The organism is Streptomonospora mangrovi, from assembly GCF_027604915.1.
GTDB classification, from domain to species: domain Bacteria; phylum Actinomycetota; class Actinomycetes; order Streptosporangiales; family Streptosporangiaceae; genus Streptomonospora; species Streptomonospora mangrovi.
Map to the genome: position 1 here is coordinate 1 of NZ_JAJAQC010000033.1, position 13,613 is coordinate 13,613.

General features: G+C 78.0%; 7 protein-coding genes. All 7 read right to left on the reverse strand.

Features of this window, described 5'->3' with window-relative positions; all coding sequences use genetic code 11:
- Window positions 1–225: 225 nt before the first annotated feature.
- The gene (locus LG943_RS18410; protein WP_270073552.1) at window positions 226–1,968 is read right to left on the reverse strand and encodes an ABC transporter ATP-binding protein; all 1,743 of its coding nucleotides are present in this window, start codon (window positions 1,966–1,968) and stop codon (window positions 226–228) included.
- Window positions 1,965–3,947, reverse strand: a complete 1,983-nt coding sequence (locus tag LG943_RS18415) for an ABC transporter ATP-binding protein (RefSeq protein ID WP_270073553.1) — start codon at window positions 3,945–3,947, stop codon at window positions 1,965–1,967. The genes LG943_RS18410 and LG943_RS18415 overlap by 4 nt, the downstream gene beginning before the upstream one ends.
- The gene (locus LG943_RS18420) at window positions 3,944–4,669 is read right to left on the reverse strand and encodes a class I SAM-dependent methyltransferase (protein ID WP_333486394.1); all 726 of its coding nucleotides are present in this window, start codon (window positions 4,667–4,669) and stop codon (window positions 3,944–3,946) included. Before LG943_RS18420 ends, LG943_RS18415 begins: the two co-directional genes overlap by 4 nt.
- 32 nt (window positions 4,670–4,701) lie before the next feature.
- On the reverse strand, window positions 4,702–5,487 hold the full coding sequence (locus LG943_RS18425; protein ID WP_270073554.1) for a thioesterase II family protein: 786 nt from the start codon (window positions 5,485–5,487) through the stop codon (window positions 4,702–4,704).
- On the reverse strand, window positions 5,484–6,650 hold the full coding sequence (locus LG943_RS18430) for a Gfo/Idh/MocA family oxidoreductase (protein ID WP_270073555.1): 1,167 nt from the start codon (window positions 6,648–6,650) through the stop codon (window positions 5,484–5,486). Before LG943_RS18430 ends, LG943_RS18425 begins: the two co-directional genes overlap by 4 nt.
- 181 nt (window positions 6,651–6,831) lie before the next feature.
- The gene (locus LG943_RS18435) at window positions 6,832–7,980 is read right to left on the reverse strand and encodes a saccharopine dehydrogenase NADP-binding domain-containing protein (RefSeq protein WP_270073556.1); all 1,149 of its coding nucleotides are present in this window, start codon (window positions 7,978–7,980) and stop codon (window positions 6,832–6,834) included.
- Window positions 7,977–13,529: a non-ribosomal peptide synthetase gene (locus LG943_RS18440; RefSeq protein WP_270073557.1), complete on the reverse strand. Its 5,553-nt coding sequence runs from the start codon at window positions 13,527–13,529 to the stop codon at window positions 7,977–7,979. The genes LG943_RS18435 and LG943_RS18440 overlap by 4 nt, the downstream gene beginning before the upstream one ends.
- Window positions 13,530–13,613 lie beyond the last annotated feature (84 nt).

Here is a 13,613-nt window from a genome sequence, read left to right on the forward strand (position 1 = left end):
CGCACCCGCGCCAGGACCCGCTCGGCCTCGTGCGGGGAGAGGTCCCGCAGGTCGTGCACTGCCAGGGCGGGCGCCGCGGCCGCGGCGGGGGGGGGGGGGGTGGGGCCGGCGCCGGGGTAGCCCACCCCCCCCACGGGGGGGGGGGGCCCGCGCGCCGGGGGGGGGTCGCGCGGCCGGCTGGAGGCGAGCAGCGAGGAGGCGCCGGCCGCGCGACGATCGGGGCGGTTAGGGTGCGGCGGAGGTCAGGCGCCAGCCGCGGGCGCGTTCGCGGGTGCGGACGAAGTCGGCGTGCCGGCCGCCCCGGGCCAGCAGTTCACCGGGCGGCCCCGCCTCGGCGACCTTCCCTCCGTCGAGGAAGACCACCTGGTCGGCGGCCGCCACGGTCGCCGGGCGGTGCGCGATGACCAGGACCGTGCGGCCCTCGGCGGCCAGCGCGACGGCCGCCGCCGTGACCACCGCCTCGTTCTCCGCGTCGAGGGCGGCCGACGCCTCGTCCAGGACCACGATCGGCGCGTCCTTGAGCAGGGCGCGGGCGATGGAGACGCGCTGGCGCTGCCCGCCCGACAGCGCCGCCCCGCCCTCGCCGACCCGGGTGTCCCAGCCCTCGGGCAGCTCGGCCACCACGGTGTCGAGCCCGGCCAGGGCGGCGACCCGGTCCAGGTCGGCGCGGGTGGCGTCGGGGTCGGCCACGCGCACGTTCTCGGCGATGGAGGCGTCGAACAGGTAGACGTCCTGGAAGACCACGGCGACGTGCCGCGACAGCTCGTCGCTGCCGATCTCGCGGACGTCCACCCCGCCCACGCGCACGCTCCCGGCGTCGACGTCGTGGAAGCGGGCCAGCAGCCGGGCGGCGGTCGTCTTGCCCGACCCAGACGGCCCCACCAGGGCGGTGAGGGTGCCCGGTTCGGCGCGCAGGTCCACCCCGTCCAGCACCCGGGGGCCTTCGGGGCTGTAGGAGAACACCACGCCGTCGAACTCCACGTCGGCGCCGCGCGGCGGCACCGGGGTGGCGGGCTCGGGCAGCGGCCGGGCGTCCAGCACGGCGTTGATCCGCTGGAGCTGGTTGACCGCCATCCGCAGCGCCGCGCTCTGCTCGCCCGCCGCCGCCAGCGGGTGGGTGAACCGCGCCACCAGCACCAGCAGGGCCACCGCGCGCGGCGCCGCGAGGTCGCCGCCCGCCGCGAGGTAGACGGTGCCCGCCAGCAGCACCGCGAACGTGAACCGGACGGCGAAGGAGTAGCCCAGCAGGGCGGGCACCGCGCGCGCCAGCAGCGTGCGGAAGGCACCGTGCTCGGCGGCCAGCGCGGCGTCCAGGCGGGCGGTGCCCTGCTCGGCGCGGCCGAAGGCGCGCAGCACCGGCTGGGCCTGGGCGAACTCCAGCACCCGGTCGGCGGCCTCGTCGGCGGCGGCGTCGCGCGCGCCGTCGTAGCGCCCGGCGGCGTCGCCGGCGCGGCGGAAGACCACCCACAGCAGCGGCAGGCACGCGGCCGCCGCCAGCCCCAGGCGCCAGTCCCACAGCGCCAGCGCCGCCACCGCCACCACGGGCGTGACCACGGCGTCGGCCAGCGGCGGGTAGAGGTGCACGGGCAGGTTGGTGGCGCGCGAGACCGCGTCGGTGGTGATGCGGTTCAGCTCGCCCACCCGCGCGCGGGTGAACCAGCCCAGCGGCAGCCGGACCAACTGGTCGCCGATGCGGTGGTGGAGGCCGCGCGACACCGCACCGCCGACCCGGAAGTTGACGAACAGGCTGGTGGCGCGCAGGACCGCGTACCCGGCGGCGGCCCCCAGGAGCACCCCCAGCCAGGGCCGCGCGGCCTGCGGGTCGGGGCTCAGCAGCGCGGTGAGCACGGGCACGAGCAGGGCGAACAGCACGCCCTGCACCGCCGACACCAGGGTGGTGAGCGCCAGGCTGGCGCGCAGCGGACCGGCCTGGTCGGGGCCGACTGCGTGGAGGAAGGCTCGGATCACCGGTCGGCTCCCTGTCGGTCGGACTCGTCGGGGGTGTCGGGCTCGTCGGGGTTGTCGGGGTCGTCAGGACGGTCGGCGTCCGGGCGGCCGGGGTCGGTCGGCGGGTGGCCGGTGCGGGCAGCCTGGTCGGGCCGACCGGAACCCTCCGGCCCGTCGGTTCCCTCCCCCTGCTGGGCGCGCCACAGGGCGGCGTAGCGCCCCCCACGGGCCAGCAGGTCGGCGTGGGTGCCGATCTCGGCGAGGCGGCCGGCGTCCAGCACCGCGATCCGGTCGGCGCCGGCCACGGTGCGCAGCCGGTGGGCCACCACCAGGACGGTGCGGCCCCGCGCGAGTTCGCTGAGGGCGTCCTGGATGGACTCCTCGGCCTCGGGGTCCACGGCGGCGGTGGCCTCGTCCAGCACGAGCACGGGGGTGTCGGCGAGCAGGGCGCGGGCGATGGCCACCCGCTGCGCCTCGCCGCCGGACAGCTCGGCGTCCTCGCCGACGACGGAGTCGTAGCCGCGCGGCAGCCGCTCGATGCGGTCGGCGATCCGCGCGGCCCGCGCCGCCGCCGCGACCTCCTCGCGGGTGGCGCCCGGCCGGCCCATCGCGATGTTGGCGGCGACCGTCTCCCGCAGCAGCCGGGTGTCCTGGAAGACGAACCCGACCGTGCGGTACAGCTCGGCGGTGGCCAGGTCGCGGACGTCGGTGCCGCCGATGGTGATCGACCCGGCGGTGACGTCGTGGAAGCGGGCGAGCAGCGCGGCCAGGGTGCTCTTGCCCGCGCCCGAGGGGCCGACGAGCGCGGTCACGGTGCCCGGCTCCAGGACCAGGTCCACGCCGCGCAGCGCCTCCTCCTCGCCCGGAGCGCCCTCAGGACGGGGGTAGGCGAACCGCACTCCGGAGAACACCACGCGGGCGCTTTCGGGCGCGGGGGCCCCGCCCTCGGGCAGCACCGGGGCGGCCAGCACGCCCGCCACCCGCTCGGCGGCGGCGCGCGCCGCCTGGATCTGCTGCACGCTCTGGCCGATCGCGCTCATCGGCGCGCACAGCGCGGGGGCCAGCAGCGCGAACGCCACGATCGACACGGGCTCGCTCCAGCCCAGGAACGCGAACAGGGCGCCGGCGCCGACCGTGGTGACGGTGACCGTGGGCGCCGACAGCAGCAGGAAGCTGCCCACCGCCACGGGCGTGGTGCTGCGTGTCCACGAGACGAAGAAGTCGGCGAAGTCGTCGGCGGCGGCGGTGAACCGCTGGTGGGCGCGGCGGTGGTGGCCGAAGTGCTTGACCACCTGGATGCCGTCGACGAACTCCACGGCGGCGCTGTTGACCGCGCCCATGGCGGCCACGTACCGCGCCATCTTGGCCGTGCTCCCGGCCATCGCGCGGGCGAACAGCGCCGCCCCGCCGATCACCAGCGCCACCGCCACCAGGGTGAGCCGCCAGTCCACGGCGGCCAGGTAGACCAGCGCCACGACGGGCACCGCCACCACGGCGGCCAGGTCGGGCAGGGTGTGGGCGACCAGCGAGTGGACGTCGGAGATGTCGTCGTGCAGGGCCTTCTTGACCCGCCCCGAGCCCCGGCCGGCGAACCAGCCCAGCGGCACCCGGGCCACCCGGCGGGCCAGCGACCGGCGCACCGACAACTGGAGGTCGTTGTCGGCCAGGTGCCCCACCACCGTGGAGGCGGCGCCGGCCGCCAGCGCGGCGACCGCGCCGGCGACGGCCGCGACGACCAGGGTCCACAGCGGGCCGGTGTCGGGCCCGCCGGGGGCCAGCAGCGCGCCGGCGATCTCGGCCACGCAGATCAGCGGGACCAGGCCGAGCGCGCCGGCCAGCCCCTGGAGCGCGGTGGCGGCGGCCACCCGCGTCCGGACGGGCGCCAGCAGCGCGCCCAGGGGTGCGGGGGCGTCCGGGGTGCCGGCGGCGGCGCCGGTCCCGGCGGCGGGGGTCTCGCGCTCCGGCGCGGCGGCGGGCGCGGTGTCGTGTCGGCTCGTCACTTGACCAGCACCCCGATCTCCGGTGTGGCGGCGCGACCGGCCTGGACGAGCCGCTTGGCGGTCAGCCCGGACTCCTCGGCCAGCCGCTCGACCCCGAAGGTCTCCCAGTCGTACTCGTCGTCCACGGTGCGCACGAGGTCGCCGCCGCGGAAGACGCGCCACTGGGTGCGCCAGCGCATGGTGCCGGAGCCGGCGGGCTCGCCGGAGATCCACCATTCGTAGACCTGCTCGCCGACGGTCTCCCGGCACATCCGCACGAACGGGATGGAGCGCGGGGTGTCGACGCCCATCAGCTCCACCACCACGGGCGCGCCCGGGGGCAGCCGCTCGGCCAGGCGGCGCCACAGCTCCAGCCGCTCGGAGCGGGGGATGTGCCCGGCCACGCCGAAGACCACCGCAGCCGAGATGGAGTCGGGCAGCGGCAGCTCCTGGGCGGGCTCGGGCAGCACGGTGACGCGTTCGCGCAGGTCGGGGTCTGCGAACACGCGGCTGGTCAGGATCGCGCGCATGTTCGGCGAGGGCTCGGCCGAGATGATGCGCGCCGAGGGCAGGATGCCGGCGATGGTCGCGGTCACCAGGCCGGTCCCCGCGCCGATGTCCACGACGGGGCCGTGCGCGGTGTCCAGGCCGGCCAGGGCGGCGCGCAGCGCGGGCGCGCTGGAGGCCAGGTGCCGGTGGCCGACGAGGTCGAAGAACTCGGCCGCCGGGGAGTAGTAGTCGATGGCGGGAATGGTGTCCTCCAGGGTCGGACGGGTCAGGGCGTGCTCGGCCAGGGGCCGGGCGCGGCGGCGAGGGCGGGGTCCAGCCGGCGCACCAGCTCGGCGACGACCTCGGCGCGCCGGGGGCCGAGGTAGAAGTGGTCGCCGGGGAACACGCGGACGTCGACCCGCCCGGTGGTGGTCTGCGACCACAGCCGGGCGCGCCCGGCGTCGACCTCGGGGTCGGCCGCGCCCAGGAACACGCTGACCGGACAGCTCAACGGCGCGCCGGCGAAGGGCCGGTAGCGCTCGATGAGCCGGTAGTCGGCGCGCACGCAGGCCAGCACGGCCTCCCGCAGCCCGGGTTCGGCCAGCACCTGGGGGTCGGTGCCGCCCAGGCGCGCCAGTTCGGCGGCGATGGCGTCGTCGGAGGCCAGGTGGACGGTGCCGGGTGGCGCGTCGGCGGGGGCGCGGCGGCCCGAGGCGTACAGCCGGTCGGGTTCGGGCAGCCCCATGCCGCGCAGCCGCCGGGCCAGTTCGAACGCCACGGCCGAGCCCATGCTGTGCCCGAACAGGGCGTAGGGCCGGTCCAGCAGGGGCGCCAGCTCCTCGGCGACGGCGGCGACCGCCTCGGCCATGTCGTCGGCCGGGTCCTCGCCCATCCGGTCCTCGCGGCCGGGCGGCTGCACGGCGACGAGTTCGACACCGGGCGGCAGCAGCGCGGCCCACGCGCGGTAGGCGTTGGCGCCGCCTCCGGCGTGGGGCAGGCAGACCAGGCGGATCCGGGCCTCGGGGCGGGGCCGGAAGCGGCGCAGCCACGACGGCGCTGGGGCGGGGCTCATGGGGCTTCCTCGCGGACGGCGGGCGCCAGGTCGGCGGCGCCCAGGTGGGTGGGCGGGTCGGGCCGGACGATCTCGGGCCGGCCCAGGCGGGCGGTGGTCTCGTGCCACAGGCGGCACACGCCCAGGTCGAAGCCGCCGCGCTCCAGCGGGTCGGCGCCGGCCCGGACGTCGGCGGCGAAGTCGGTGAGGGCGCGGGCGAGCGCCTGGGGCCACAGGCGGTCGAACACCTCGCGGCGGGGCGGCGCCTCGGTGCCCGCCAGCACGGTGGTGGCGGGTTCGGCCAGGTGCTCGGTGCCGGGGCCGGAGGTGCGCAGCCGGCCGTGGGCGTCGCGGGGGGCGTACAGGCGCGGCTGCCACAGGACGGGGCCGTGGGTGTCGGCGAGGGTGAGCACGCCCTCGGCGGTGCCGATCGCCAGGCGGTGCCACAGCAGGGCGTGGTTGTCGCCGTCGGAGGGGTGGAGCTGGTTCTGCACCCGCAGGGTGACCGGCGCGCCCGCGACGGCGGCCTGGAGCACCCGGTAGGGCTGGGGCGCGGCGGCCAGGCGGTCGGCGGCGGGGTCGGGCGGCAGCGGGTCGCCCAGCGCCCAGGGGCGGGGGGCGCCCAGCGCGCGGGCGAGCACGTCCAGGAGGGGGTGCAGGACCTGGATCGCCGAGGTGGCGTCCACGAACAGCACCGGGCCGCGCCCGCGCAGGGTGCGGGCCGCCGCCAGGAAGCGGCGGATGGGTTCCACGTGCCGGTAGAAGGGGTTGAGGTGGTAGACGGTGCGGGCGCGGCGGGCGGCGCGCAGCGCCTCGGCCAGCTCGTCGGGGTGGACGGGGTGCTCCTGGAGGACGGGCAGGCCCCGGCCGAGGAAGGCGCGGGCGAGTTCGCCGCCCGGCCCGCCCGACACCGCCGAGCCCACGACCACGCAGACGGCGTCCACGTCGCCGGGCACCTGGTCGGGGTCCGTGTACAGCGGCACGCCCAGCCGCCGGGCGTAGTCGCGGGAGAACTCCCCGCCCCGGGCCAGCAGCCCCGCCAGCGTGAACTCCTCGGGCAGCCGCGCCAGCGCTTCGACGTAGAAGCGCCCGAACCCGGTGCCGCACACGATCGTGCGCAGCGGCCGCCCGGACGCGGGGACGCGAGGTGCGGGTGCGGTTTCGGGATCGCGAGCGGATGTCACCGGCCTCCCTCCCCGGTGGTGGCGCCGGCCGGCACGCCGCCGACGGTGATGCTGGTGGTGGCAGCGGCGGCACCCGTCCCGGCGGGAACCCGGGACGCGGACGCGCGGCCGGCGGACCCGCCCTCGGCACGGGCCGCCATGCCGTGGGCGGGCGGCGGGCCGGCCGTGCTGTGAACGGGGCTCACAGGGCGCCCTCCTCGGCCTCGGACGTGACCGCCGCCGGGGCCGTCTCGCTGTGGCGCAGGACGCCGGCGGCCGCTCCTTCGGGGGTGTCGGTGAACAGGGCGTCCACCGCCTCCTGCGGGTCGAGCACGTCGGCGGCGTGGTGGACGCCCTCGGGCAGGCCGCCGAGCGCGGCGGTGTGGGCCGCGTGCGCGCCCACGTGGCCGGTCATGCGGTAGCTGTCGGGGAACTCCGCGACGAGGGTGTGCGCGCGGCCGGCGGCGTCGGTCAGCACGTAGGACAGCCGGTAGTAGGGGGTGCGCCCGGCGAGGTCGAGGTCGGCGGCCCGGCGCAGGCGGGCCGTGGCCTCGGCCGCGTCGGCCCCGGGCCGCCCTGCCACCGAGGTCAGCACCGCGCGGGTGTGCTCGCCGGGGTGGACGTTGTACCACTCCAGGTCGGCCAGCCCCAGGTCGGCGGCCACGCGGCGGGCCTCCTCGGTGAGGAAGGGCTGCACGAACCCGGGTTCGGCGAACCCGGGCGCCCAGGCGCCGTCCACGGCGCGCAGCGCCCGGGGCGCCGTCCGGCCCCCGCGCCAGGCGGCCAAGGGCTCGCCGAAGGCGGCCCCGCCGGTCTCGGTGCCGGCGCCGGGGAGCGACAGCAGCAGGTCGCCGGCCGCCGCCTCGGTGCAGCGCTCCCGGCCGCCCGCGTAGCAGCGCAGCGCCGACAGCCCGTGCCGCCGGGCGAACCAGCGCGGCAGCAGGGCCGACAGCCCGGGCAGCACCCCCGCCGACACCACTGCGGCGGTGGGGTGCGGCTCGGGCGCCGCCGCCAGCCGGTCGCGGACGGTGTCGCCGGTGACGTCCACGTAGTCGGCCCCGGCGGCGCGTGCCGCGCGGCCCACCCGGTCCAGCAGCCGGTATGAGGGGCCGGCGCAGTTGAGCACCACCGCGCGGCCCGCGCAGAACGCCGCCAGCGACTCCGGTGAGTCGGCGTCCACGCGCACCGCCGCCGCACCGCCGCCCAGTTCGGCGGCCAGCGCCTCCAGCGGCCCGGTGCGCCGCCCGCCCAGCAGCAGGCCGGTGTGGCCCAGCGCGCGCAGCCGGCGGGCGGCGGCGGCGCCCACCGCCCCGGCGGCGCCCACGATCCCCACGGGTCCGGCGCCGCTCACCGCAGCACGTCCCCACCGGTGACCTCGGCCAGCCGGGTCAGCACCCCGGGGGCATAGGGCACCGACAGCAGGCTGAAGTGGTCGCCGGGCACGTCCACGATGTCCAGGTCGCCCAGCACCAGGCGCTCCCAGTAGGCGGTGACGCTCTCCTTGTTGCCGGGGAACGGGTAGGCGCCCCGGTGCCGCAGGAAGGTGACGTCGCCGGCGTAGGGCTCGGGCTCGTAGCGGGAGATCGCGAACACGCTCTGCCGGAAGATGTGGAACATCTCGGTGAGCGCCTCGGGGGTGTAGGTGCCCGCCGAGGGCGGCACGGCCGCGCACATCCGCGCGATGCGCTCGGCGCGCGGGACCTCGGCCAGGGCGCGGAACCGCGCGGCGACGTCGGCGTACTCCCCCTCCAGCCGGCCGATGGCGCCGTCGGGCAGCAGGCCCGGGGTGGCCTCCAGCAGTCGGTCGGAGGCGGCCGAGACCCGGTCCTCCTCGGCGGGGAACCCCACCGCCAGCGGGTCGATGCCCATCATGACGGCGAAGGCGTACTCCGAGATCAGCTCGTCGTCCAGCCGGAACGGCGGCCGGTGGGTGCTGATGGCGGTGAGCGAGGCGACCTCGGCGCCGGCGTCGGTGAGGGTGCGGGCGACCTCGGTGGCGATCAGCCCGCCCAGGCAGTAGCCGACCACGTGGAACCGGTCGCCGCCGCGCTCCAGCAGCGCGTTGGCGTAGTCGGCGGCCCATTGGGTGATGATCGCGGCGGGGTCGGCGGCCAGGAAGGCGGGGATGTCGGGCAGCTCCAGCCCCACCAGCGTGCCCTCGCCGCGCGAGCGGCGCCGGATCTCGGTGATCAGCGCCCGGTAGGGGATCAGCGTGCCGGTTCCGGCGTGCACCAGCGCGGTGACCGCTCCCCCGCCGGGGCCGTTGAGCGCCACGTAGGGGTCGGCGCGGCCGGGTTCGGGCGCCGCCGCCTGCCGCGAGAGGTCGCGCAGGTAGGAGGCGAGCCCGGCCACGGTGGGCCGGCGCAGCATGTGCCGCAGCACGACCTCCCACTCGATGTCGGCGGCGCCGTCCCCGCCGGCGCCGGGCAGCACCTCGCCGAGCCGGCCGACCATGCGCGCCACCAGCAGGGAGTCGCCGCCCAGCGCGAAGAAGTCGTCGTCGCGGCCCACGGTGCCGCAGTTCAGCAGCTCGCTCCACAGCCCGCACAGCGCGCGCTCCAGCTCGTCGGCGGGGGCGGCCCCGGCGGGCGCCGTGGGCGCCGGGGCGCCGGCCGGGCCGGGCAGGCGGCGGGCCAGCGCGGCCCGGTCGACCTTGCCGTTGGCGGTCAGCGGCAGGGCGTCCAGCACCCGCCACTGGCCGGGCACCATGTACTCGGGCAGCCGCTCGGCGGTGTGGCGGACCAGTTCGGCGGGGGTGAGGGGCACCCGGTCGGTCTTGAGGCGGGCCAGGTAGAGGCTCTGCCCGGTGGCGGCGAGGCCGTCGCCGGCGTCGGGCAGCACCAGCGGCGCGGTGGCGCCGGCCCGCTCCAGGACCGCGTTCCACTGCTCGCGGGTGAGGAAGGTCTGGTCGGTGCCGGCGCGGGCGTCGCGGTGGCCGCCGTCGAGGCCGTCGAGGAACTCCATGGAGACCAGCAGCGCGGGGTCGCGCTCCAGGGTTGTCTCGATGAACAGCAGGTGCCCGCCGGGGGCCAGCAGCCCGGCCACGCGGGCCAGCGCGGTGTCGGCGTCCACGGCGTTGTGCAGCACGTTGGCCGCCACCACCACGTCGACGGAGTTGGGGGCGTACCCCTGCTCCTCGGCGTCGCGGTTGAGGTCGAACAGGCCGAAGGACACCCACGGGAAGTCGGCGAAGCGCTCGGCGGCCTCGCTGAGGAAGAACGGGGACAGGTCGGTGAACAGGTACTCCACGTCGTGGCCGGCCAGCGCCGCCACGGCGGCCTCGGTGGTGCCGCCCACGCCCGCGCCGATCTCCAGCACCCGCAGCGGCTCGCCGGAGGTCCGCCCGGCCGCGATCCGGGCCAGCGCGGCGGCGGCGCCGGCGTTGAGGTGGCGGATGGCGAGGTTGTCGCGGTAGGCGGCGCCGGCGGTGTCGAGTTCGGCGCCGGGGAACAGCAGGGTGCGCACGTCCAGTTCGCCGCGCAGCAGCTCGGGCAGCCGGTCGGCGCAGGCGCGCAGGTAGTCCAGCACCTCGGTGCCGTAGTCCACGCGGGCGTCGAGGTCGGCCAGGCGCGCCCAGGCGGCGCGCTGGTCGTCCTCGGTGACCGGGCGCAGCCCGCTGAAGCGGTCGCCCTCGCGGGTGAGCCGCCCGGCCTCGGCCAGGGCGTCCAGCCAGCGGGCCAGCAGCCGGTGGTGGCGGCGGTCGGCGCCGAGCTTGGCGGCGGCCTCGGCGGCGGTGTGTGCGGTGCCGGCGAAGAGCCCGGCGCCGGTGAGGGTGCGGGTCATGGCGCCCAGCGCGGCCGCGCGCATGGCGTCCAGGAACGCGGCGAGGTCGGCGCGGTCGATCCCGGCGGCGGCCTCGCGCGCCGCCTCCGCCGCCGCGGCTCCGGCGGGTTCGCCGGCGGCGCCGCCGTGCCCGCCCAGGCGGTGCCGGGCGGTCTCGGCGAACGCGGCCAGGCGCCGGTCCTCGCGCCCGCCCACGGCCACCACCGCGGCGGCGGCCACCGCCGGGTGGGACTCCACCGCCGCCTCGATCTCGGCCAGCTCCACGCGGTGCCCGCGGATCTTGACCTGGTCGTCCTCGCGGCCCAGGAACTCGATGTCGCCGCCGGGCCGGTAGCGGCCCAGGTCGCCGGTGCGGTACAGCCGCTCGCCGGTGCGGGGGTGGATGACGAACCGCTCGGCGGTGCGGTCGGGGTCGCCCAGGTAGCCCAGGGCCACGCCGGCGCCGCCGATGTACAGTTCGCCCGCCACCCAGTCGGGCCGGTCGGCCATGGCGTGGTCCAGCACGTGGAAGGTCTGGTTGTCCAGCGGCCGGCCGTAGGGGACGCTGGGCCAGTCGGGGCCGGGGGCCTCGGCGATGGGGTGGTGGATGGACCAGATGGCGCCCTCGGTGGCGCCGCCCAGGCTGTGCAGCGCGGTGGCGGGCAGGTGCTCGCGGACCCGGTCGGCCAGGGTGAGCGGGATCCAGTCGCCCGACAGCAGGGCCGCCCGCAGGGAGGTGGGGGCCAGGCCGGGCGCGGTGGTGAGGTAGTCGGCGAGCATGCCCATCTGGGCGGGCACCGAGTTCCACAGGGTCACGCCGTGCTCGCGGGCCAGCTCCGCCCAGTGCGCGGGGTCGCCGCGCCGGTCGGCGGCGGGCAGGACCAGCGCGCCGCCCACCGACAGCGGGCCGAACAGGTCGTAGACCGACAGGTCGAACCCGAGGGCGGCCAGCCCCAGCACACGGTCGCCCGAGCCGACGCCGAAGCGCCGGTTGACGTCGTCGATGGTGTTGCGGGCGGCGCGGTGGCTGGTCATCACGCCCTTGGGCGCGCCGGTGGAGCCGGAGGTGTAGATGACGTAGGCGAGGTCGTCGGGGGCGGCGACGCGCGGCGGGAGCCGGTCGGGCGCAGGGCCGGCGGGCACGGTGTCCACCGCGACCGGCTCGACGCCCTCGGCCCAGTCGCCGATCTCGCGCAGCCAGGACTGGGTGAGGGCGGTGCGCACCCCCGCGTCGCGCAGGATCGCGCGGCGGCGGGCGGCGGGCTGGGTGGTGTCGACGGGCACGTAGGCGGCGCCGGTCAGCAGCACCGCGTAGGCGGCGACCACCTGCTCCACGCCCTTGTCCATGACCACGGCCACGTGCTCGCCGGGTCCGCAGCCGCGCGAGCGCAGCACCTCGGCGACGGCGGCGGCGCGGGCCAGCAGGCCGCCGCGGGTGAGGACGCCGCCGGGGTGCAGCACCGCCGGGGCGCCGGGTTCGCGCAGGGCCAGCTCCAGGGCGCCCTCGTGGAGGAGGGTGTCGGGCAGCGGCGCGGCGGTGGCGTTGACGTGGGTGCGCACGGCCCGCTGGTCGGCGGGCAGGTCCACCGGCGCCTCGGCGGCCCAGGCGTCCTCGGAGCGGGCCAGGCGGCGCAGCAGGTCGGTGTAGGCGGCGAACGCGGCGGCGGCCACGCCCTCGGGCAGCACGCCCTCGCGGACGTCCCAGCGCACCGCCAGCGCGCCCTGGGCCTGGCTGACCTGGCAGTCGATCCACACCTGGGGGGTCTGGGAGAGCCCGTGGACCTCGCGGGCGGCCCACGCGCCGGCCTCGGCGGCGGCGCCCTCGGCGGTGCCGGCTGTGCCTGCTGGGTCGCCTGTGTCCGCTGTGTCGGTGCCGATCGCGCCGGTGAAGACGACCGGCATCAGCACGGCGGCGCTGTCGCGGCGGCGCGCGAGTTCGGCCAGCAGTTCGGTGCCCGAGTACAGGCCGTGGTCCATGTCCTCGATCAGCCGCTCCTGGCGGGTGCGGGCGCGCTCGGTGAAGGTGGCGCCGTCGTCGGCGCGCACGGCCAGCAGGGTCAGGGTGGTGAAGTCGCCGACGATCCGCTCGACGTCGGGGTGCAGCGGCAGCCGCTGGGACACCGGCAGGTTCACCGTGAAGTCGGGGCGGCGCGACCACAGGGCCAGCACCTCGGTGTAGGCGGCCAGGGCGGTGGCGGCGGGGGTCAGGCCGCGCTCGGCGGCACGGGCCCGCAGGCCGCGCCACTCCTCGGCGGTGAGTGCGGCGGCGTGGCGGGTGAAGGCGGCCGACGCCTCGGCGGCGCCCTCGGCCAGCGGCAGCTCGGGCGCCGGCGGCAGGTCGTCGGCGCGCTCCATCCAGTAGGCGCGGTCGCGGTGGTAGCGGGCGGTCTCGCGCAGCGCCCGGTGCGCCAGCACGTAGTCGCGGAAGGTCGCGGCGGGCGGCGCCGGCTCGGCGGCGGGGTCGGCGTAGAGCGCGGCCAGCTCGTCCAGCAGCAGCCGGACGCTTGAGTAGTCGGCGGCGAGCAGGTCCACCGACAGGTGCAGGCGGGCGCGGTCGGCGCCCCGGGTGAGGTGCAGCCGCACCAGCGGCCACGACCCGGGGTCGGGCACCAGGTCGCGCAGGCGCTCCCGGGCGCGCGCGGCGTGGCGGGCGGTGTCGCCGTCGCCGACCTCGGTGACGGTCAGCGACTCCCCCGGCGCCTCGGGCAGGACCCGCTGGTGGCCCTCGGCCGAGACCACGGCGCGCAGCATGTCGTGCCGGGCGACCAGGCGGTTCCAGGCGGTGCGCAGGCGGTCGGGGTCGAGGTCGGGGAAGTCCAGTTCGGCGTAGGCGTGGCAGGCGACGCCGCCGTAGTCGTAGGCCGGGCCGCGACCCACCAGGTAGGCGCCCTGCACGTCGGTCAGCGGGAACGGCTCGTGGCGGGCGGCGGGGTCGGGGGTGAGGACCGGCTCGGCCTCCTGGTCCAGCAGCGCCAGCACCTCGGCGCGGTGCTCGCGCAGCAGGGCGCGGTGGTCGTCGGTGAGGGCGCCGGCGGGGCCGCGGAAGCGGATCTGGGCGTCGTCGGCCCACAGGTGGACGCCGGCGGCGCGCAGGTCGGCGAGCAGGGCGTGGAGGGTCGCGGTGGTGGCGGACTGCACGGTGGGGTTCTCCTCGGGGTGGAGCCGGTCGGGGCGGGGCCGGTGCGCGGTGCGGGCGGGCGGCGGCGGGCGGCCGGGCGGCCG

What these genes read in the sequence shown, in the direction of transcription:
- LG943_RS18425 (WP_270073554.1), bottom strand. Translation starts at nt 5,487, where the DNA reads ATGAGCCCCGCCCCAGCGCCGTCGTGGCTGCGCCGCTTCCGGCCCCGC.